This window comes from Mycobacterium sp. NGS26 (genome assembly GCF_059813025.1).
In genome coordinates this window covers 1-22,384 of sequence record NZ_JCALDU010000003.1, presented here as the reverse complement: position 1 = coordinate 22,384, position 22,384 = coordinate 1, and the positions used below count along the sequence as shown (strand labels likewise).

Below are 22,384 nucleotides of genomic sequence, written 5' to 3'. Positions count from 1 at the left end.
CCCTCGAATCTCACCGGTCCTGCTGCATCGTCGCCCACAAACCGGCGGCGTGCAGCTTGGACACGTCGACTTCCATGGACTCCCGGCTGCCCGCGGACACCACCGCCTTGCCCTCGTTGTGCACCTGCAGCATCAGCTTGGTGGCGTGCGGTTCGCTGTAGCCGAACAGCTTCTGAAACACATACGTCACGTAGGTCATCAGGTTGACCGGGTCGTCCCACACGATGGTGACCCAGGGACTGGCCGTGACGTGTACCGGAGCGGATTCGCGTTGTCCGGTGGTGCCCGGTTTGGTGGGTGCTGACGCAACAACCATGTTCTCCACGATACCGAGAGATGGGTCCCGTGCCGCCAGCCGTTACCTTTACTGAATGAACGACCCGGTCTTGGCTGGGCTGCTGACGGACAAATACGAGCTGACCATGCTGGCGGCGGCGCTGCGCGACGGCACCGCCCATCGCCGGACCACGTTCGAGCTGTTCGCCCGCCGCCTCCCCGCGGGTCGCCGGTATGGCGTGGTCGCCGGGACCGGCCGGCTGCTGGAAACGTTGCCGCAGTTCAGGTTTGACGACGACGCGTGCCAGCTGCTGGCGCAGTTCCTCGACGACGACACGCTGCGCTACCTCCGCGATTTCCAGTTCGGCGGCGACATCGACGGATACGCCGAGGGCGAGCTGTATTTCGCCGGTTCCCCGGTGCTGTCGGTGACCGGCAGCTTCGCCGAATGCGTGGTGCTCGAAACGCTGGCGTTGTCGATCTTCAACCACGACACCGCGATCGCGTCCGCGGCGGCGCGAATGGTCAGCGCCGCGGAAGAGCGGCCGCTGATCGAGATGGGATCGCGACGAACCCACGAACGGGCCGCGGTGGCGGCGGCCCGCGCCGCCTACATCGCCGGGTTCGCCGCGACGTCCAACCTGGAGGCCGAGCGGCGCTACGGGATACCCGCGGAGGGCACCGCCGCGCACGCGTTCACCATGGTGCACACCCGCGAGGACGGGCCCGACGAGCTGGCCGCATTCCGGTGCCAGGTGGAGGCGCTGGGCGTACACACCACGCTGCTGGTGGACACCTACGACGTGACGACCGGGGTGGCCAACGCCGTGGCCGCGGCCGGGGCGACGCTGGGTGCGGTGCGCATCGACTCCGGCGAGCTGGGCATGCTGGCCCGCCAGGTGCGCGAGCAGCTCGACCGGCTGGGCGCAACACAGACCCGCATCGTGGTCTCCGGCGACCTCGACGAGTTCTCCATCGCCGCGTTGCGCGCCGAGCCGGTAGACAGCTACGGCGTCGGCACCTCGCTGGTCACCGGCTCGGGTGCGCCCACCGCGAACATGGTCTACAAGCTGGTCGAAGTGGACGGCATGCCGGTGTGCAAGCGCAGCGCCCACAAGGAATCCGAGGGCGGCCGCAAGGAGGCGCTGCGCTTGTCGCGTCCGACCGGCACGATCACCGAGGAGGTCGTCTATCCGGCGGGCCGCCCGCCGCCGACCGCCGAACCCTTCCGGGTGCTGACCGTCCCGCTGGTGCGTGGCGGGGAGGTGGTGGCCGAGACGGGTCGGGGCGCGCTGACCGCCGCCCGGGACCTGGTCGCGTCCGGGTTGCGCAGCCTGCCGTGGGAGGGACTGAAATTGGCGCACGGCGACCCGGCGATTTCGACGGCGCACATCCGCGCCTGAGCTATACCGTGCCAGAAGTGTCAGAGGTATCCGTGCCCGAGCTGCTGGCCACCGCCGTGGCCGCGCTCGGCGGCAGTGAGCGCAGCGGCCAGCAGCAGATGGCCGCCGCGGTCGCGCGGGCCTTCGAAACCGGTGAGCACCTCGTCGTTCAGGCGGGCACCGGCACCGGCAAGTCGCTGGCCTACCTGGTTCCCGCCATCGTCCGCGCGGTCGGCGACGAGGCGCCGGTCGTGGTGTCGACGGCCACCATCGCCCTGCAGCGCCAACTCGTCGATCGCGACCTGCCCCGGCTGGCCGATTCGCTCGCGGGCTCGCTGCCCCGCCGGCCGACGTTCGCGTTGCTCAAGGGACGACGGAACTACTTGTGCCTCAACAAGATTCACAACGGCAGCGGGGCCGACGCCGATTCGGAGGACGAGCGGCCGCAGGACGAGCTGTTCGACGCGATGGCGGTCACCGCGCTGGGGCGTGACGTGCAGCGGCTCAGCGCCTGGGCGTCGGAGACCGACTCCGGTGACCGCGACGACCTCAAGCCCGGCGTGCCGGAACGATCCTGGTCCCAGGTCAGCGTTTCCGCGCGGGAATGCCTCGGCGTCGCCCGCTGCCCGTTCGGCGCGGAGTGCTTCTCCGAACGGGCCCGGGCGGTCGCCGGCCGGGCCGACGTCGTCGTCACCAACCACGCGTTGCTGGCCATCGACGCCGTGTCCGAATCGGCGGTGCTGCCCGAACACGCGCTGCTGGTGGTCGACGAGGCGCACGAGCTGGTCGACCGGGTGACGTCGGTGGCCACCGCGGAGCTGACGCCCGCCGCGCTGGGTGTCGCGTCCCGGCGGATCGCCCGCCTGGTGGAGCCGCAGCTGACCCAGCGGCTGGAGGCCGCGTCGGCCAACTTCGCGGCCGCGATCCACGACGCAACGCCGGGCCGCGTCGACCGCCTCGACGACGAGATGGCCACATACCTGGCCGCGCTGCGCGACGGCGCCAATGCGGCACGCTCGGCGATCGACACCACCAGCGACGCCAAGGCGGCGGCGGCACGGGCCGAGGCGGTCGCGGCGCTGAGCGAGATCTCCGACACCGCCTCGCGGATCCTGGCGTCGTTCGACCCCGCGATCCCCGACCGCATGGACGTGGTCTGGCTGGAGCACGAGGACAACCGGGGCTCGCCGCGTCCGGTGCTGCGGGTGGCGCCGCTGTCGGTCGCCGCGTTGCTGCGCGACAACGTCTTCGCGCGGTCGACGACCGTGCTGACGTCGGCGACCCTGACGGTCGGTGGGTCCTTCGACGCGATGGCCGCCGCGTGGGGCCTGGCTGGGCCGGAGCCCGGGGAGTACCCGCCCTGGCGCGGGCTCGACGTCGGATCGCCGTTCCAGCACGCCAAGGCGGGCATCCTCTACGTCGCGGCCCACCTGCCACCGCCGGGCCGCGACGGCACCGGCTCGGCCGAGCAGCTGACCGAGATCGCCGAGCTGATCGGCGCCGCGGGCGGGCGCACTCTGGGGTTGTTCTCGTCGATGCGGGCCGCCCGGGCCGCCGCCGAGGCGATGCGTGAACGGTTGTCGACGCCGGTGTTGTGCCAGGGCGACGACAGCACCTCCGCGCTGGTCGAGCAGTTCAGCGCCGACCCGGAGACCTCGCTGTTCGGCACGCTGTCGCTGTGGCAGGGCGTCGACGTGCCGGGCCCGTCGCTGTCGCTGGTGCTGATCGACCGCATCCCGTTCCCGCGGCCCGACGACCCGCTGCTGGGCGCCCGGCAGCGCGCGGTGGCCGCGCGCGGCGGCAACGGCTTCATGGCCGTCGCCGCCAGCCACGCGGCGCTGCTGCTGGCGCAGGGGTCGGGACGGCTGTTGCGCCGGGTCACCGACCGCGGGGTGGTCGCGGTGCTCGACTCGCGGATGGCCACCGCCCGCTACGGCGGCTATCTGCGCGCCTCGCTGCCGCCGTTTTGGCAGACCACCGACGCGGCGCAGGTCCGCGCGGCGCTGCAGCGGCTGCGCGACGCCGAGAACCCTTATTCCCAGCAAACCTCGTAGACGCGCTGGGGATCGCTTATCCCCTTGAGCTGTTCCTCGCGTGTTTCACCGAACTCGAACTCGTGACTGCCTGCGACCAGTCCGCGCAGTACCGCGGACACCAGGATCCCATTGCCGTTCGCCTTCGCCCCGATCCGCGCCGCGAGGATCACGGTGTGCCCGAAGAAGTCCTCCTGCTCGCGAATCACCTCTCCGGTGTGCAGTCCGATCCGGACGCGCAGCACCTGGCTACCCGACTCATCGCGATACGCCGCCAAGTCGCGCTGGATCGCGATCGCGCAGCGCAGCGCATTGCGGGCACTGGAGAACGCGACCATGAACCCGTCGCCCTGCGATTTGACCTCGAAGCCGCTGTGGGCTGCCAGCTGGCGACGGATGACCGCGTTGTGGCGGTGCAAGAGCTTCAGCCAGCGCTCATCGCCGAGCTGCTCGGCGAGTGCCGTCGAGCCTTCGATGTCCGAGAACATGATCGTGACCGTCCCGTCAGGGGCGGCCACCCTGCTCAGGTCGGGCCGGTCCGCCTCGACGGACTCGGCGACGTCGTCCATCACCGACCACCCGAGCTCGTGCTGCCGGCTCTCCTGGTGCCCTCGGCGCAGCTGCACGAGTCGCTCGACCTCGACGCGCATGCCATTGCGCTGCGCCAAGTCAAGCCCCCGGTCGATCAAGCCCATCGCCTTGTCCCGATCCGCCGGTTCAGACGTGCCGAGCAGCATGCGTGCGTACTCGTAACAGACCCGGGGTGTCACATAGTCGCTGCCGATCTCGGCATTGCGCGCGAGGGCCAGCTCGAAGTGGCGCGCGGCGTCCTCGTGGCGGGCCGCCGCCGCTGCGGCGAAAGCGAGGAACGTGTGGTTGGAGCCGAGGCACCCGGCTCCGGCCAAAAACAGAGTGCAGCGGTCTTCGTACGGCGATAGCAGCTCGTAGAGCGCGCTCGCGGCTGCTGGATCACCGACCGGGATCGACGCCATCGAGAGCACGCACACCGACGTCAACCAGTCGCTGGTGCGGCGGAGCGCCTGGAAGCCGTCGGCGGCTAGCTCGGCGAACCTGGTGCGCGCCTCATCGAGCTGGCCGATCTCGGTCAGCAACCACACGTACGATGCGGGCCACGCCTGACCGTAGCGCGCGGCGGCTTCGCGGGCGGCATCACGCAGCTGGGCCAGGGTGCCATCCGCGAGCCGAGTCAGAAATGAGTGCGCGCCAAATACCACTGTCGCGACTTCCGGCTCGGCACGCTGGCCGATCGACAGCGCCGTCTGCGCGAGACGCTCCGACTCCTTGTAGCGACCCTGCATCAGTGCTCGCATGGTGCGAAACACCGCCGTCTGCCACAGGTAGCGCGGCTGGTGTAGTTCGTTGGCCAGCCGGTCACACGCCGCGATCTCTTGATCGACCGCGCGGAAGTCGCCGAGCTGGGCAAGCGCGATCAGCCGCAGCTGGTGGCCCTCGAACTCCATGTCCCGGTCACCAACGATCCTGGCGAGCCGCGCCATCTCCTCGCCGGACGCGATGGCCTCGTCGGTCCGGTCGGGGCCGAGGGTTGACCACTGCCGGCTGTGCATGGCCAGCAGCAAGATCTTCGTATCGCCGACGCGTTCGGCCATCTCGATGGCCTGCGCGCTGGTCCGGTCGGCTTCCGCGAGCGCGCCCTTGCGACGAAGCTCGAGGGCCAGCCGGGCGAGGACTGTCACCCTCAGCGCGCTGTCACGCGCCGGCAGCACCTCGAGCGCCTCATCCAACAACGCCACCAGCTGTTCATCGGCGCGATCGGTGATCGAGAAGCCGCCCGGGCCGCCGCCGTAGCCGAGCGCGGCACGGGCAAAGTGATCGTTGAGCGCCAGCTCGCGCGCGATCGTCGCCGCCTCGCCGAACGTCGTGCGAGCACCTTCGGCGTCGCCGGCCCGCCACCGGGCATCCCCGAGCGCCAGCAGCAGATCGCATCGGCGTTGCGGCACTACCTCCGAGATCGTGTCGAAGAGCCGCAGCGCCGTCGCGTAAAGGCTGGCCGCGTCTTCGTAGGCATACGTCGCTGCCGCGCGTTCGCCCGCCCACCAGGCGTAGTCGGCCGCCTTCGCGGCGTCACCGTATGGAGCAGCCTTCGCGAAGTGGAATGCGATCGCGGACAGATGCGACTCGATCCGGTCCTCGTAGAGCTCCTCGATCGCCTCGCCGGCAGCGATGTGCAGCTGGGAGCGACGCAGCGCGGACAGGTCATCGTACAGCGCATCACGAGTCGCACCGTGCGCGAAGCCGTATCGCCCCGGCTCGCCGCTGGCCTGCCGCACGATCGCCCCGTCGAGCGCCGGCTGCATCCGCGCCAACACGGCGTCTGCCTCCAGCCCGCTCACGTGCGTCAGGATCGGCAGATCGAACTCACGGCCGATCACCGCCGCGGTCGACAACAGGTCGAGTGTTTCAGTCGGCAGCTTCTCCAACCGACGGGAGACCACCTCATGGACACCCCGCGGGATGCCGAGCTCCCCGCCGTCCCGGATGTTGGTAACCCACCGGCCGTCGCGCCAGTCGAGCACTTCGGAGTCGATCAGGTGGCGGACGATCTCTTCGGTGAAGTACGGATTGCCCTCCGATTCTCGGCAAACGGCGTCTGCGAGCGCGAGTTCGTCTCGTCGTTCCAGCGGTTGTTGCAACACCGCTTCGAGCATCGCCTTGACGTGCTGATCGGATAGCCCTCGCAGCTTGATGCGTGCGTAGCCCCGCTCCTTGCTGAGCCCGGTGACCACCTCGTTCAAGTAGTGGTCGTCGGGAAGCTCGTCGTCGCGGTAGGTGCCCAGCAGGAACACGCGCGAGTGCGCCAGCTCGCGCACGGCGAACTCCAGCAGCATCAGCGAGGGTTGGTCGGCCTGTTGCAGGTCTTCGAGGAAGATTGCGACGGGCTGACGGTCGGAAGCGCCGATCAGGAATCGCGACACTGAATCGAAAAGCCGGAATCGCGCCTGCTCGGCGTCCAGCGGTGGCGATTCGGGGATCTCCGGCATCCGCTCGCGTATCTCGGAGACAATCTGTGCGATCTCGAACGCGCCCGAGCCCAGGTCGGAAGCCACCGTCGCGGCGTCGTGAGAGCGTGCGTAGTCGCGGATCACCTGCACCCACGGCCAGTAGGCCGGAGCACCCGCGCCCGCATAGCAGCGACCCCACAGAACCTGCGCGCCCCGCAGGGCGGCATATGCCGCGGCCTCCGATGCAAGCCGGGTCTTGCCGATGCCCGACTCACCACTTATCAGCACCGTGCGGCCGCGGCGGCCCACGGCGTCATCGATCGCTGCGCGGAGCTCGTGGGTCTCCCGCTCTCGCCCGAGGAACGTGCTGTCGGTGATCCGGTCGAGCGCTGCCATGTCCTGAGTCGCGCCGGCGCCGCCCGCGACCGCACCGGCGATAGACCTAAGCGCATCGCGAACCTCGGCGGCTTGCTGGGGACGCGCGTCTGGCGACTTCGCCAGCATCTTGAGCAGCAACTGGTCGAGCGCGGCTGGAATACCGGAGCGATGTCCGCTTGGGGCAACCGGGGCAGTCGAAACATGCTGGGAGACAACCGCGGCCGTCGACTCACCCGCGAATGGCGCTGTTCCGCAAAGCAATTCGTAAAGCAAAGCACCCAGCGAGTAGATATCGGAGCGAGCGTCCGAACCACGACCGAGGGCCTGCTCGGGCGCCATATAGGCGACGGTCCCGATCACCGTCCCAACGGCCGTAACCCGCGTTGCGCCTTCGGCGACCGCGAGCCCGAAGTCTCCGATCTTGGCGGTGCCGTCGGGCGCCAGCCAGACATTCTGGGGCTTGACGTCGCGGTGCACGACGCCCTGGGCGTGCGCGTGCGCGAGGCCGCTGGCGATCTCCCCGCCGATCCGGACCACCTCCTCGACGGCGAGTCGGTGATCCACTGCGTCCGCGAGCAGGCCGTACAAGTCACCGCCGGCCATGTACTGGCTGATCAGGTAGAGCTGCCCATCTTCTTCGCCGAAGTCATACACGTTGACGACATTGGGGTGCTCGCCCAGTTTGGCCATCGCCTCGGCTTCCCGGCGCGCGCGGCGCATGGCGGTCTCGTCCGTCCCGCCGGCCTTCAACAACGCAGCAGCCACCTCGCGCTGCAGGCGGGTGTCGGTGGCCAGGTACACCCTCTTGCCCGCGCCTTCGCCGAGCAGGCGGCCGAGCGTGTAACGCCCGTCCGCAAGTGTCTTGGGGACGGGCGGTGCGGCCGACGGCGCCGGCATGGGCTGGGCGCCCAGCATGGTGCCGCACTCGTCGCAGAAGCGCTGCGAGCCCGGTTGGCGCGCGCCGCAGCCGGGGCATGCGACCTCGGGCACGATCGGGGCGCCACAGCTATTGCAAAACTTCGCCTGAGGTCGGTTCCCGGCCCCACACTTACTGCATTCGACGTTTGAAGGTGCACTCATCGGTTACCTCAGCACCGCCCCTGGAAGGCCGCCGACCAGTAGCGTCCCTGGACCGACGTGAGTCGCGACTACCGGTCCGAGCTCGGAGACGAACTCCGGCTCGGTGCCGAACAGCTCGGCGAGCCGCTCGGTCAGCTGCTTCGCGTCCTGAGGCGCATAGGCGTGTTGCACGAACCACCGGTCGGCGCCGACGGCGCGCCGTTGTTGCATCAGCTCGATCAGCCGCTCGACCCCACGCCTGTGGCTGCGCACGCGCTCGACGGCCTTGAGCTCCGATTCGATCGCCAGGATCGGTTTGAGATCGAGCGCCGATCCGACCCATGCGGCAACGGTGCCCACCCTGTTGCTTCGGCGCAGGTACTCGAGCGTATCCACCAGGCCCCAGCCCTTGACTTCCTTACGGGCGTGGCGTATTCGCTCGATAACGCCCTGCAGGTCGGCTCCCCCGGCGGCGGCACGCGCGGCCACCAGCGCCTGGAGCCCAAGGTGGCCGCCGAAGCCAGCCGAGTCGATCACGACCACCCGGTCGCCACCCTCATCCTCTAGCTTTGCGGCTGCCTGTCGAGCCATCGAGCAGGTCTCGGAAATGCCAGAGGAGATCAGCACCGAGACAACGGCGGTGTGCTGCTGCAGGAGCCGGTCAAAGGCCGCGACGAAATCGTCGACGGTGGGCGCCGACGTCGTCGCGATGTTCTTTGAGGCGTCAAGCTCCGCATAGAACCGTCCGAAATCACCGTCGAAGTCCGACTCGCGCAGCGGTCCGCCACCGACGTCGTAATACTGTGAGACAACCGTGATTTCGAGCTTGTCGACGAGTGCACGCGGCAGGTAGCCGGTGCTGTCGGTAACCACTGCGACTTCAGCCATACGCATACCCCAACGCCGCCCCGGGAAGGCCTCCGACAGTCAGCATCCCGGGACCAGTATGAGTTGCGAGTACCGGTCCGACCGCGGAAACGAACTCCGGCTCGGTGCCGAACAGCCCGGCGAGACGCTCGGCCAGTCGTTGCGCGTCCTCGTGCGCATCGGCGTGTTGGACGAACCATCGATCGGCGCCCACGGCCCGACGCTGTCGCATCAGCTCAACCAACCGTTCGACCCCGCGCTTGAAGGTGCGCACGCGTTCGACCGCCTTCATCTCTGATTCGACCATCAAGATCGGCTTGAGGTCGAGCGCAGATCCGATCCATGCGGCCGCAGTGCCGACCCGGCCCCCGCGCCTCAGATACTCAAGCGTGTCGACCAGGACCCATTGTCTGACTTCCTGGCGCGCCCGGCGCGCCTGCTCGGTCACGGCCTGTAAGTCGGCTCCTGCCGCCGCGGCACGTGCCGCCGCAAGTGCCTGACAACCCAGGTGGCCGGCCACGCCCGCGGAATCCAAGACCACTATCCGCTCACCGTCTACCTGCGCCGCTGCCTCCCGTGCGAACTGACACGTTGGGGAAAGGTTTGAGCCAAGCATGACGGCGATCACGGAGCTGTGTTGCTGCAGCAGGCGTTCATAGGCTGCTACGAAATCTTCGATCTTGGGCGGCCCCGTCGTCGCAGCGGTCTTCGACGCGTCCAGTTCGGCGAAGAACCGTCCCCAATCACCGTCGAAGTCCCACTCGCGCTCCCCGCGGCCAGGCAGCTCGTGACCGCCGGTGGGCGACGCGGCGCCGGTGATGTCGTAGTACAGCGACACCACTGTGATGTCCAGGCTCTCCACGAGCGCCCGCGGCAACGCGCAGGTGCTGTCGGTGACCACCGCGACTTCAGCCATATGCACCCTCCAATGCCGCCCCGGGAAGACTTCCGGCCGACAACGCCCCTGGGCCGGTGTGCGTCCCAACTACCGGGCCGACCTCTGAGACAAACTCCGGCTCAGAGCCGAACAACTGGGTGAGACGGTCAACCAGCCGCTGCGCTTCCTCGCGCGCATACGCGTGCTGGACAAACCATCTGTCGGCGCCGACTGCGCGGCGCTGTCTCATCAGCTCGACCAATCGCTCGGCGGCGCGCCTGCGTGTGCGTACGCGCTCGACGGGGTTGAACTCCGATTCGATCAACAAGACCGGCTTGAGATCGAGCGCGGATCCGAGCCAGGCGGCGGCGCGGCCGATCCGGCCACTACGCCGCACATATTCAAGCGTGTCGAGAACAAACCACTGCCTCACCTCCTGGCGCGCGCGGCGCACCGCCGCGACCACCCCCGAGGCGTCTTCCCCCGCGTCGGCCGCCCGCGCCGCCGCCAGCGCCTGAACACCCAGGTGGCCGCCCACTCCGGCCGAGTCGATCACTGTCAGCCCCTCGCCGCGCCCCTCAGACTCCAGCACCGCGGCCGCCTGCTGGGCGATCGAGCAGGTCACGGAAATTCCCGAGGAGATCAGCACGGAGACCACGGCACTGTGCTGCTGGAGCAGCCGGTCAAAGACCGCGACGAAATCGTCGACGGTAGGCGGCGACGTCGTCGCAACGGTCTTCGACGCGTCGAGCTGCGCATAGAACCGTCCGAGATCACCGTCGAATTCCGATTCGCGCAGCCCGCGGCCAGGCACATCGTGGCCCCCGCCTGGCGACGCGTCGCCGCTGACGTCGTAATACAGCGCCACAACCGTAATGCCGAGGCTGTCGACGAGTGCAGCGGGCAAGTAGGCCGTGCTGTCCGTAACCACAGCGACATCAGCCATGCGCGCCACCCAACGCCTCCCCGGGAAGTCCACCGGCCGACACCGTCCCCGGACCGGTGTGTGTTGCGATCACCGGTCCGACCTCGGAGATGAATAACGGCTCGTTGCCGAAGAGTTCGGCGAGACGCTCGGCCAGTCGCTTCGCGTCCTCGTGCGCATAGGTGTGGGTGACGAACCACCGGTCGGCGCCTACTGCGCGGCGCTGTCGCATCAGCTCGACTAACCGCTCGATAGCGCGCCTGCGGGTGCGCACGCGTTCGACGGCCCTGAGCTCCGATTCGATCATCAAGATCGGCTTGAGATCCAGCGCCGACCCGAGCCATGCCGCCGCACCGCCGATCCGACCGCCGCGCCGCAGATACTCAAGCGTGTCGACAACGAACCACTGCCTGACCTCCTGGCGCGCCCGGCGCACCGCCGCGATGACCCCCGAGGCGTCTTCCCCCGCGGCGGCCGCTCGCGCGCCCGCCAGCGCCTGGACACCCAGGTGGCCGGCAACGCCGGCAGAATCGATCACCACCACCCGCTCACTGCGGCCCTCAGAGTTCAGCCGTGCCGCTGCCTCGCGAGCTATCGAGCAGGTCGGATTGAGGCTTGAGGAGATCAGCACCGAGACGACAGCGCTATGCCGCTGCAACAGCCGTTCATAGGCCGCGACAAAATCCTCGATGGTGGGCGGCGACGTCGTCGCGACGGTCTTCGACGCGTCCAGTTCGGCAAAGAACCGTCCGAGATCGCCGTCGAACTCCGACTCGCGCAGCCCGCGGCCTGGCAGCTCATGACCACCCTCAGGCGACGCGTCGCCACCAACGTCGAAATAAAGCGACACGACTGAGATTCCGAGGCTTTCGACAAGCGCCCCCGGCAGGCAGGCACTGCTATCGGTAACCACCGCGACCTCAGGCATACGCACCCGCGCCATGCACTACCTCCATGATCCGCGGCAGGGCTTCACGGGTCGCGATTCGCCCCGCCTCGCGGGCGCGGTCGATCTGGTGCCATTCCAGGAACCCGATGCTGCTGGTGTCGGGGTGGATCGACAGATCAGCCCGCTCCAGCATCGCGGTTGATGCCATCGCGCTACCGATCGTCATTGTGCGCATGAGCGTGTCGACCACGTTAGGCACCCGTGGTGAGCGCGGCAGCTTCGCATCCGAGGGGGCACTTGACTGCTGACCGGTGCCTATGCTCACCGCGATCAGGGGGCCCTCGTGGCGCGTCAGTGTCGTCACCGGCAGGTTGTCGAGCACACCGCCATCGACGTGTAGCGCACCGTCGTAGACGACGGGTGCATACAAGCCGGGCACCCGCAGGGAACAGCCGACGACATCGGCGAGCGGCCCTCGTCGGTGCACAACGGCCCGGCGGGCCAGTAGATCGACGCTGACACAACGGAATTCCTTCGGCAGTTCCTCGACTAGCTGTCCCCCAAAGACGCTGTCCAATGCGCCCAGGGTGCGCCGCCCTCGGATGAGCCCCTTGCTCGGCAGGGTGTAGTCGCTTGTCGGGTTGCTGCGGATGAAGTACTCGTAGATATTCGCGTCTACCGCAGCCGCATCCTTACCGGTCGCCGCGAGCGCCGCGATGATTGCGCCCATACTGGTCCCGGCATAGCGGTCAACAACAACCCCTGCCGCCTCCAGCTCGTCCAGCACCCCAAGGTGCGCAAAGGCTCGCGCGGCCCCACCGCTGAGGACCAGCCCGACCGAGCGGCCCGCGATGCGTGCCGCGAGCGGGCGCAGGTCGGCGGTCGCGTGGCCGGTGCGAACTGTGTGCACCGAGCGCGGCGTGATCAATTCCTCCCATAGATGCCGGTGTTCACGGTCTGCCGGCGGTCCCGCCAGGACTAGGTCGGCCCCCGCCGCTCGCCCCGGCAGCGGTGCCACCGGCGGTGCCGGATTAGCAGCCACCAGCACAACGCGATCGGCCGATCGCAAGCAAAAGTCATGCCAGTCATCGTCATTGGCCGCCGCGTGCAGCACCACCTTGTCCGCCACTCGCTCGGCGCGTTCCAAACCGTCGCGATCCACGCGGCCGGGATCCACCACCCGTAGCCGACCCGACAGCGCTGCGACCAGTTCGGTGGCCACCATCGACACGGGCGCATCGGCATCCACACCGACGACCGCGACTACCGCCTCAGGTGTCGCCGCGCGCGGCACCGCGGGCGGGGGGGCCTGGTGTAGCCGGGTGGCCAGCACCCGGACGAGCGCCCGTAGGACGCCTGAATCGGCAATGCTTTGGAACTGGGCCTTGGAGAGTCGCACCAGCGTTGAGTCGCGCACCGCGCGAACCGATGCGGAACGGGGCGCATCGATCAACAGTCCGAGTTCGCCGACGACTTCGCCTCGGCCCAATTCCGTTACTACGACGTCATTTTGGAGCACCTGCAGGCGACCGTTGCGCACAACATACAGGGAATCGGACGCGTCCCCCGCGTGAAACAAGTATGAGCCCGCCTCCAGATCGACCTGCTCGGCGTGCTCTCGCAGTTCTGCCAGGGTAGTTGGGTCCAGCCCGGCAAACAGTGGCAGGGCGCCGAGCGGATCGACTTCGCCGTCTGCGGTCGGTCGAACCTCGGCGGGTAGGGACACGAGCCCGGGTGCCAATCGAGATTCCTGTGGATCGATTCCCAATGGACGCTCGAATTCATCCGCGCCTTCCTTAGCGTGACGGGTGCGGCCAAGCAACACCCCGCCAACTGCAACCAACGCAAAACAGACCGCGGCCAGCACCCAACCCCGCCGCAGAGCCTCTTCAGCGGCGCCGCGCGCCGGCGTTCCGACCACAATCACCAGCAACGCGATGCCGATCACCGCGCCGAGCTGGCGGGTGCTACTGACCACTGCCGAGGCGGTGGCGTAACTGCCACCTGCGGCCAGCCCGGCCAGGGCGGCGCTGCCGAGCATTGGCAGCGTCGCGCCGACCCCGATGCCCTGCAAGATCTGTCCGGGCAACCACTGCCCGAGGAAATCGGGTTTGGAGCCGACACGCTCGATGTACCACACCAGGCTGCCCGCCCAGATCAGTGCGCCGGCGGTGATGATGACGCGGTAACCATGCCGGTCGGCGACGCGCCCGAGTACCGCGGCAACCACCGCCGCGACGAAAGCGGCGGGCGCGACCGCCAAGCCTGCGCGCAACAAGTTGTAACCCCACACGTAATTCAGGAACAACACGTGAGTCAGTAGGTAGGCGTAGAACCCGGCGCTGGCGACCAACGTCAGCGTGTTACCTGCCGTGAACGACCGAACGCGGAGAAAAGCGGACTCGATCAACGGTGTCGGATGGTGCCGTGAGCTCATCACGAATCCGAGCATTGCCACGACCGCGGCGAGGAACGACCCGATGGTTGCCGGCCCAACCCAGCCCCAGTCCGGGCCCTTCACCAACCCAAGCGTCAGGCACCCGAGCCCGATGGCCAGCAATGCCGCACCCCGCAAGTCGGGTACGCGCCGCCGTCCGGATGCACGGCTCTCCACGAGCCCCCGCCGCGCCACGACCACAGCCACCAGGCCTAGCGGCAGATTCACCAGAAACACCCAACGCCAACTCGACGCTTCCACGAGAGCGCCGCCGATGGGCGGACCGAGGCCCGACGCGATGGCGGCCGCCGCGCCCCAGAGGCCCACGCCGTGAGCGCGGCGCGCGGCGTCGAAACTTTCGACAACGAGCGCCAGTGATGCCGGCACCAGGATCGCCGCGCCGATGCCCTGCAGCACCCGGAATGCAACCAGCTGGCCAACGGTGTCGGCGGCCGCGCACAGGCCGGACGCGACGGTGAAGAACACCACGCCGTAAATGAACATCCGCTTGCGGCCGAGCAGGTCGGCAACCCTGCCGCCAGCCACCAGGAACGCGGCGAAGGCGATGTTATAGGCGTTGAGCACCCAAGACAGGCTGCCGATGTCGCTGTTATGGAAATAGCGTTGGATAGCCGGGAACGCAATGTTGACGATCGTCGAGTCAAGGAACGCGAGGAAGGCGCCGAAAGCCGCCACCAGCAGGACCGCGGTCGGCGAAGGCTGGCGACGTTTCGTGAGCGAGGCGGGCGGCCGGCTGGCCAGAAGCCGCCGTCTGCCCGAGATCGTGTCCCCATTGCCGATGGCGCCGGCCCGGCCGCGTCCATTCGTCGCGCGCTCGGCGGCGCGCCTCGGGGTCGTCCCGGGGTGGTCAGCAATTCTGTGCGTCATGACGCACCTCCACTCAGCGAGGCTCTTGCGACTCTGCCGACGTCGCATATTGTCGCTGAATAGCACCCCGCAAGTCGGGGAATCTACTAATTGCCGTTGTGAATAAATGAGCTCCGCCGCTCGATTCACAGCTGAGCATCAGCATCATGTCGCCGCAGGGACTATGGCGAACCGCAATATCGTTGACTGCCAACCGAATTCAGTCTCATGCCAGGGTGACCAGGCCGAGCTCGTTGGATGCGGTGAGCAGTGGGTGGTGGGGCAGCACGCGCACCGTGTATCCGACCGCTCCGGCCAGTGGCAGCGGCAGCGTGGTCGAGAAGACCTGGTTGCCACCCTCGGCGGTGCCGGTGTACGACATGTCGACGGTCACCGGGTCCAGTAGCGCGTCGCTGGCGTCGACCCTGCCCACCAGCGCCTGGACCGTGACCTCGTCGGGCGCCAGTCCGGCCAGTTGCACGGTCGCGGTCAGGGTCAGCTTCGAGCCCAGCACCGGGGTGTCCGGCAGGCCGGTGCTGTCGACGTCGGTGATGTCGATCCTGGGCCAGGCTTCCTCGACGCGCCTGCGGTAGGCGGCCAGCTCGCGGGCGGCACCGAACTCGCCGCCGCTCGCCTCGCCCTCGGCGGGGGCGACGGTCCGGCGCAACGACTGCGCCGCCGGCACGTAGTAGTTCTCGACGTAGTCGCGCACCATCCGCGACGCCAGCACCTTGGGGCCCAGCGTCTGCAGGGTGTGGCGCACCATTTCGATCCATCGCGGCGGCACCCCATGTTCGTCGCGTTCGTAGAACTTCGGTGCCACCGTTTGTTCCAACAGCTTGTAGAGCGCGCCGGACTCCAGGTCGTCGCGCCGGGCCTCGTCGGCCACGCCATCGGCAGACGGTATCTCCCAACCGTTTTCGCCGTCGTACCATTCGTCCCACCAGCCGTCCCGGATCGACAGGTTCAGCCCGCCGTTGAGCGCGCTCTTCATCCCCGAGGTGCCGCAGGCCTCCAGGGGCCGCAGCGGGTTGTTCAGCCAGACGTCGCAACCCCAGTACAACAGCCGGGCCATCGACATGTCGTAGTCGGGCAAAAACGCGATGCGGTGGCGCACCTCGGGCCGGTCGGCGAACCGCACCACCTGCTGGATCAGCGCCTTGCCTCCGTCGTCGGCGGGGTGCGACTTGCCCGCGACGATCAGCTGAATCGGCCGCTTCTCGTTGAGCAGCAGCTTCTCCAGCCGATCCGGGTCGCTCAGCATCAGGGTCAGCCGCTTGTAGGTCGGCACCCGGCGGGCGAACCCGACCGTGAGCACGTCGGGATCGAAAGCCGAACTGATCCAACCTAATTCGGCATCCGAGGCGCCGCGCTCCAGCCACGACCGGCGCAGCCGCTTGCGGACGTCGTCGACGAGCAGCGAGCGCAGTTGCGAGCGGATCCACCACAGGCGACCCGCGTCGACCTGCTGAACTCGCAGCCACACACCGGGTTCCCTGAACGCCGCGTCGTCGGGCCCGACCAGCTCGCGGCCCAACTGCAGCCACTGCGGCGCCGCCCAGGTGCGGGCGTGGACGCCGTTGGTGATCGACCCGATCGGCACCTCGCCGGGGTCGAACCCGGGCCACAGCTCGTTGAACATCGCCCGGCTCACCCGACCGTGCAGCAACGACACACCGTTGGCGCGTTGGGCCAGCCGCAGGCCCATGTGGGCCATGTTGAATTTTTCCGGATCGTCCTCGGCGCCCAGGGCGAGTATCCGGGCGGTCGGCACCCCGGGCAGCAACATGGGCGCCGCGGCACCGGCATTCTCGTCGGGCTTTTCGTCGGGATCGTCGTCGAGATGGTCGTCGAAGTAGAGCCGCACCATCTCGACCGGGAAGCGGTCGATGCCGGCGGCCACCGGGGTGTGCGTGGTGAACACGGTGCTGGACCGCACCACCGCCAGCGCGGCGTCGAAATCCAGCCCCGAATCGGTGATCAGCTCGCGGATGCGTTCGGCCCCGAGGAACCCGGCGTGGCCCTCGTTCATGTGGAACACCTCGGGCGCGGGCAGCCCCTCGATGGCGGTGAACGCGCGGATCGCCCGCACCCCGCCGATGCCGGCCAGGATCTCCTGGCGCATCCGATGTTCCTGATCGCCGCCGTATAGCCGATCGGTGACGCTGCGCAACTCGTGCTCGTTCTCGGGGACGTCGGAATCCAGCAACAGCAGCGGCACCCGGCCCACCTGGGCGACCCAGACCCGGGCACGCAGCTGCGCGGAGTCGGGCAGGCTCAGCTCGACCAGCACGGGATCGCCGGTGGCATCGGTCAGCAACCGCAGCGGCAGCCCCTGCGGGTCCAGCGACGGGTAGGTCTCGTGCTGCCAGCCGTCCGCGGTCAGCGACTGCCGGAAGTAGCCGGAGCGGTAGTAGAGGCCGACCGCGATGAGCGGCACGCCGAGATCCGAGGCCGACTTCAGGTGGTCACCGGCGAGGATGCCCAGGCCGCCCGAGTAGTTGGGCAGCACCTCGGCGACGCCGAACTCCATCGAGAAGTAAGCGATGGCGGCGGGCATCGCTTGCCCGTTTTCCGCGCCGGCCCGCTGCTGTTGCTGATACCACAGGGGACGGCTGAGGTAGTCGTTCAGGTCGGCCGCGAGCGCGTCGAGCCGGCCCAGGAACTCCTCGTCGATCGCCAGCTCGTCCAGGCGTGCCGGCGTGACCGCGCCCAGCAGCGCGACCGGATCGCAGCCGCAGCGGTCCCACAGCGTCGGATCGATGGTGGCGAAAAGCTCCTGGGTCGGCTTGTCCCACGACCAACGCAGATTGTTCGACAGCTGGTCCAGCGCGGCGAGACGTTCGGGTAGGTGGGCACGGACGGTAAACCGGCGGAGGGCTTTCACGCGTCTCTACCTTACTGAGGATTCCCCCTCGCGCACGACGAGGTCAGGGACCGCTTTTCGCCCATGTGTGTGGCCGGACACTAGGGTGGGTATCGGGTAGTTGTTGGGGCGGCAGCGGCGCTTCCCCAGCGAGAACGTTCCGCACAGCAGGGAGTTTTCGACGATAGGCATTCCGCGACGCAGCACCCCGCGGTTTGGCCGCACACAATCGGAACGGAGTGGTGGTGCCCGGTCGTGTCGAGATCGATAACGTCCAGCCCGTCGTTTCATGCGGCGCATACCCCGCCAAGGCCGTGGTCGGTGAGATGGTCCCGGTCAGTGCGACGGTATGGCGTGAGGGCCACGAGGCCGTCGCGGCGACCCTGGTGGTGCGCTACCTGGGGCCGCGCTATCCACAGGTGACAGAAGCCCGCAAGGTCAAGGCCGTGCAGGCCCCGGAACGGCCGGTGTCGACGACCGCCAAGGCGACGGAGCGGGTCAAGCCGCTGCTCCTTCCGATGACGATGGGCCAGGAGCCCTACGTCTTCCACGGCCACTTCACCCCCGACCGGATCGGCCTGTGGAGCTTCCGGGTCGACGGGTGGGGCGACCCGATCCACACCTGGCGGCACGGGCTGGTCGCCAAGCTGGACGCCGGCCAGGGCGAGACGGAGCTGTCCAACGACCTGCTGATCGGCGCCGCGCTGTTCGAGCGCGCCGCCGCCGGGGTGCCGCGCGCGAGCCGCGAGCCGCTGCTGACGGCCGCCAGGGCGCTGCGGACGCCGGGGGATCCGGTGACGCGCACCGCGCTGGCGCTTTCACCCGAAATCGACGAGCTGCTGACCGACTATCCGTTGCGCGACATCGTCACCCGCGGCGAGCAGTTCGGGATCTGGGTGGATAGGCCGGCGGCCCGCTTCGGCTCGTGGTACGAGATGTTTCCCCGCTCGACCGGTGGGTGGGACGCCGACGGCAAACCGGTACACGGCACGTTCGCGACGGCGGCCGCGGCGCTGCCGCGCATCGCGCAGATGGGTTTCGACGTCGTGTACCTGCCGCCGATCCACCCGATCGGCAAGGTACACCGCAAGGGCCGCAACAACTCCCCCACCGCCGCGCCCGGGGATGTGGGATCGCCGTGGGCGATCGGTAGCGACGAGGGCGGCCACGACGCCATCCACCCGTTATTGGGCACCATCGACGACTTCGACGATTTCATCGCCGCGGCAAGGGATCTCGGCATGGAGGTGGCCCTGGACCTGGCGCTGCAGTGCGCGCCCGACCACCCGTGGGCCCGCGATCACCGGCAGTGGTTCACCGAGTTGCCGGACGGCACCATCGCCTACGCGGAGAACCCCCCGAAGAAGTACCAGGACATCTATCCGCTCAACTTCGACAACGACCCCGCGGGCCTCTACGACGAGGTGCTGCGCGTGGTGCGGCACTGGATCGACCACGGCGTCAAGTTCTTTCGCGTCGACAACCCGCACACCAAGCCGCCCGACTTCTGGGCCTGGCTGATCGGTCAGGTCAAGGACACCGACCCCGACGTGTTGTTCCTGTCGGAGGCCTTCACGCCGCCGGCCCGCCAGTACGGGCTGGCCAAGCTCGGCTTCACCCAGTCCTACAGCTACTTCACCTGGCGCACGGCCAAGTGGGAGCTCACCGAATTCGGCAACGACATCGCCGCGCTCGCCGACTTCCGCCGGCCGAACCTCTTCGTCAACACCCCCGACATCCTGCACGCCGTGCTGCAGCACCACGGGCCCGGCATGTTCGCCATCCGCGCGGTGCTGGCCGCGACCATGAGCCCCGCCTGGGGCATGTACTCCGGCTACGAGCTGTTCGAACACCGCGCGGTGCGGGAGGGCAGCGAGGAGTACCTGGATTCGGAGAAGTACGAGCTGCGTCCCCGCGACTACGCCGGCGCGCTCGCCGAGGGCAGGTCGCTGGAGCCGTTCATCAAGAAGCTCAACGCAATTCGCCGACTGCATCCCGCGCTGCAGCAGTTGCGCACCATCCATTTCCACGGTGTGGACAACGACGCGCTCCTCGCCTACAGCAAGTTCGACCCGGCCACCGGGGACTGCGTTTTGGTGGTGGTGACGCTCAACGCGTTCGGGCCCGAGGAGGCGACGCTGTGGTTAGACATGGCGGCATTGGGTATGGAGCCCTATGAACGGTTCTGGGTGCGCGACGAGCTAACCGGTCAGGAGTTCCAATGGGGGCAGTCGAATTACGTCCGCCTGGACCCCGCGCAGGCGGTCGCGCACATTGTCAACATGCCGCTCATACCGTACGAATCGCGAATCACGTTGCTACGCAGGAGGTGAGCGGATGTGAGCCGAGCTGACCAGCTCGCCGGGGCGCACCTGGCGCCCGACCCGTCCGACCTGACGCGCCTGGTGGCCGGCGCGCACCACAACCCGCACGGCATCCTGGGCGCCCACGAATACGGCGACCACACCGTCATCCGGGCATTCCGTCCGCACGCAACCGAAGTCGTCGCGATCGTCGGCGGCGAGCGATACCCGATGCGGCACATCGATTCGGGCCTGTTCGCCGTCGCGCTGCCGTTCGTCGACCTGATCGACTACCGGCTGCAGATCAGCTACGCCGGTTCCGACCCGTACACCGTCGCCGACGCCTACCGGTTCCTGCCCACGCTGGGCGAGGTCGACCTGCACCTGTTCGCCGAGGGCCGCCACGAGCGGCTCTGGGAAGTGCTTGGCGCCCACCCCCGCTCGTTCACCACGGCCGACGGCGTCGTCAACGGGGTGTCCTTCGCGGTGTGGGCGCCCAACGCCAAGGGCGTCAGCCTGATCGGCGAGTTCAACGGCTGGACCGGCAGCGACGCCCCCATGCGGGTGCTCGGCTCCTCCGGGGTGTGGGAGCTGTTCTGGCCCGGGTTCGGCGTGGGCGGGTTGTACAAGTTCCGCGTGCACGGCGCCGACGGCGTCGTCACAGAGCGGGCCGACCCGTTCGCCTTCGCCACCGAGGTGCCCCCGCACACCGCGTCGCGCGTGACGACCAGTACCTACCGGTGGGCCGACGACGACTGGCTGACCCGGCGCGCGCAACGCAACCCGGTGTTCGAGCCGATGAGCACCTACGAGGTGCACCTCGGGTCGTGGCGCCCCGGACTCAGCTACCGCCAGCTCGCCCGCGAGCTGACGGATTACGTTGTGGAACACGGCTTTACCCACGTGGAGCTGCTCCCGGTGGCCGAGCATCCGTTCGCCGGGTCGTGGGGATATCAGGTCACCTCGTACTACGCGCCCACATCGCGGTTCGGCACGCCCGACGATTTCCGGGCGCTGGTCGACGCCCTGCACCAGGCCGGCATCGGTGTGATCGTGGACTGGGTGCCGGCGCACTTCCCCAAGGACGCCTGGGCGCTGGGCCGCTTCGACGGCACGCCGCTCTACGAGCATTCCGACCCCAAGCGCGGCGAGCAACTCGACTGGGGCACTTACGTGTTCGACTTCGGCCGCCGCGAGGTGCGCAACTTCCTGGTGGCCAACGCCCTGTATTGGCTCGAGGAGTTCCACATCGACGGCCTGCGCGTGGACGCGGTCGCGTCGATGCTGTACCTGGACTACTCGCGCCCGGAGGGCGGCTGGACCCCGAACGTCTACGGCGGGCGGGAAAACCTGGAAGCGGTGCAGTTCCTGCAGGAGATGAACGCCACGGCTCACAAGGTCGCGCCGGGTATCGTCACGATCGCGGAGGAATCCACATCCTGGCCGGGGGTGACGCGCCCCACCAGCCTTGGCGGGCTGGGCTTTTCGATGAAGTGGAACATGGGCTGGATGCACGACACGCTGGACTACATCAGCCGCGATCCCATCTACCGCAGCTACCACCACCACGAGATGACCTTCTCGATGCTCTACGCGTTCAGCGAGAACTACGTGCTCCCGCTCAGCCACGACGAGGTGGTGCACGGCAAGGGCACGTTGTGGGGGCGGATGCCGGGCAACAACCACGTCAAGGCCGCCGGGCTGCGCAGCCTGCTGGCCTACCAGTGGGCGCACCCCGGCAAGCAGCTGTTGTTCATGGGCCAGGAGTTCGGCCAGCGCGCCGAATGGTCCGAGCAGCGCGGCCTGGACTGGTGGCAGCTGGACGAGCTGGGTTTCTCAAACGGTGTTCTGCGCCTCGTGGGTGACATCAACGACATCTATCGCAGTCGCCCGGCGCTGTGGAGCCAGGACACCACGCCGGAGGGCTATTCCTGGATTGACGCGAACGATTCGGCCAACAACGTCCTGAGCTTCCTGCGGTACGGCACTGACGGCTCGGTGATGGCCTGCGTGTTCAACTTCGCGGGCTCCGAGCACAGCGGCTACCGGCTGGGCTTGCCGAGCGCGGGCCGCTGGCGCGAGGTGCTGAACACCGACGCGACGGTCTACAACGGCTCCGGGATCGGCAACCTGGGCGGTGTCGACGCCACCGAGGACCCGTGGCACGGTCGCCCCGCCTCGGCGGTGCTGGTGTTGCCGCCCACGTCGGCGCTATGGCTGGAGCCCGAGTAGCGCGGTTGTTGG

The 22,384-nt window shown here is 68.4% G+C and carries 12 protein-coding genes; 4 read left to right on the top strand and 8 right to left on the bottom strand.

Translation table 11 applies throughout. The annotated features are described in order from the left end of the window. Nucleotides 1-10: 10 nt before the first annotated feature. The gene (gene clpS, locus AC5Y6X_RS11100) at nt 11-316 is read right to left on the bottom strand and encodes an ATP-dependent Clp protease adapter ClpS (RefSeq protein ID WP_076127052.1); all 306 of its coding nucleotides are present in this window, start codon (nt 314-316) and stop codon (nt 11-13) included. Nucleotides 317-371: 55 nt separating this feature from the next. On the opposite strand from clpS, the gene AC5Y6X_RS11095 reads away from it, so the two are divergent. Then, entirely contained in the window at nt 372-1,679 is a 1,308-nt protein-coding gene (locus tag AC5Y6X_RS11095) for a nicotinate phosphoribosyltransferase (RefSeq protein WP_499986523.1), read from the top strand. Nucleotides 1,680-1,687: 8 nt separating this feature from the next. Beyond that, nucleotides 1,688-3,712, top strand: coding sequence for an ATP-dependent DNA helicase (locus tag AC5Y6X_RS11090; protein ID WP_499986522.1), 2,025 nt, complete (start codon nt 1,688-1,690; stop codon nt 3,710-3,712). On the opposite strand, the gene AC5Y6X_RS11085 is transcribed toward AC5Y6X_RS11090, so the two are convergent. The 7 genes from AC5Y6X_RS11085 to glgP all read right to left on the bottom strand — a co-directional run bounded on the left by AC5Y6X_RS11085 (nt 3,691) and on the right by glgP (nt 17,858). After that, the gene (locus AC5Y6X_RS11085) at nt 3,691-8,130 is read right to left on the bottom strand and encodes a protein kinase domain-containing protein (RefSeq protein WP_499986521.1); all 4,440 of its coding nucleotides are present in this window, start codon (nt 8,128-8,130) and stop codon (nt 3,691-3,693) included. The genes AC5Y6X_RS11090 and AC5Y6X_RS11085 overlap by 22 nt on opposite strands. Before the next feature lie 3 nt (nt 8,131-8,133). Beyond that, a complete protein-coding gene (locus AC5Y6X_RS11080; protein ID WP_499986520.1) occupies nt 8,134-8,997 on the bottom strand; it encodes a DegV family protein in 864 nt (287 codons plus the stop codon). Next, a complete protein-coding gene (locus tag AC5Y6X_RS11075; protein ID WP_499986519.1) occupies nt 8,990-9,892 on the bottom strand; it encodes a DegV family protein in 903 nt (300 codons plus the stop codon). Before AC5Y6X_RS11075 ends, AC5Y6X_RS11080 begins: the two co-directional genes overlap by 8 nt. After that, a complete protein-coding gene (locus AC5Y6X_RS11070; protein ID WP_499986518.1) occupies nt 9,885-10,799 on the bottom strand; it encodes a DegV family protein in 915 nt (304 codons plus the stop codon). Before AC5Y6X_RS11070 ends, AC5Y6X_RS11075 begins: the two co-directional genes overlap by 8 nt. Then, nucleotides 10,792-11,721, bottom strand: coding sequence for a DegV family protein (locus AC5Y6X_RS11065; protein ID WP_499986517.1), 930 nt, complete (start codon nt 11,719-11,721; stop codon nt 10,792-10,794). The genes AC5Y6X_RS11070 and AC5Y6X_RS11065 overlap by 8 nt, the downstream gene beginning before the upstream one ends. Beyond that, a complete protein-coding gene (locus AC5Y6X_RS11060; protein ID WP_499986516.1) occupies nt 11,699-14,992 on the bottom strand; it encodes an MFS transporter in 3,294 nt (1,097 codons plus the stop codon). The genes AC5Y6X_RS11065 and AC5Y6X_RS11060 overlap by 23 nt, the downstream gene beginning before the upstream one ends. A gap of 205 nt (nt 14,993-15,197) precedes the next feature. Next, on the bottom strand, nt 15,198-17,858 hold the full coding sequence (glgP, locus tag AC5Y6X_RS11055) for an alpha-glucan family phosphorylase (protein WP_499986515.1): 2,661 nt from the start codon (nt 17,856-17,858) through the stop codon (nt 15,198-15,200). A 224-nt stretch (nt 17,859-18,082) separates the two neighbouring features. Between glgP and AC5Y6X_RS11050 the strand changes: the two genes are divergently transcribed. Together AC5Y6X_RS11050 and glgB are read left to right on the top strand one after the other, a co-directional pair. Next, a complete protein-coding gene (locus tag AC5Y6X_RS11050) occupies nt 18,083-20,170 on the top strand; it encodes an alpha-1,4-glucan--maltose-1-phosphate maltosyltransferase (protein ID WP_499986514.1) in 2,088 nt (695 codons plus the stop codon). A 6-nt stretch (nt 20,171-20,176) separates the two neighbouring features. Then, entirely contained in the window at nt 20,177-22,372 is a 2,196-nt protein-coding gene (gene glgB / locus AC5Y6X_RS11045) for a 1,4-alpha-glucan branching protein GlgB (RefSeq protein ID WP_499986513.1), read from the top strand. The last annotated feature ends 12 nt before the right edge of the window (nt 22,373-22,384 follow it).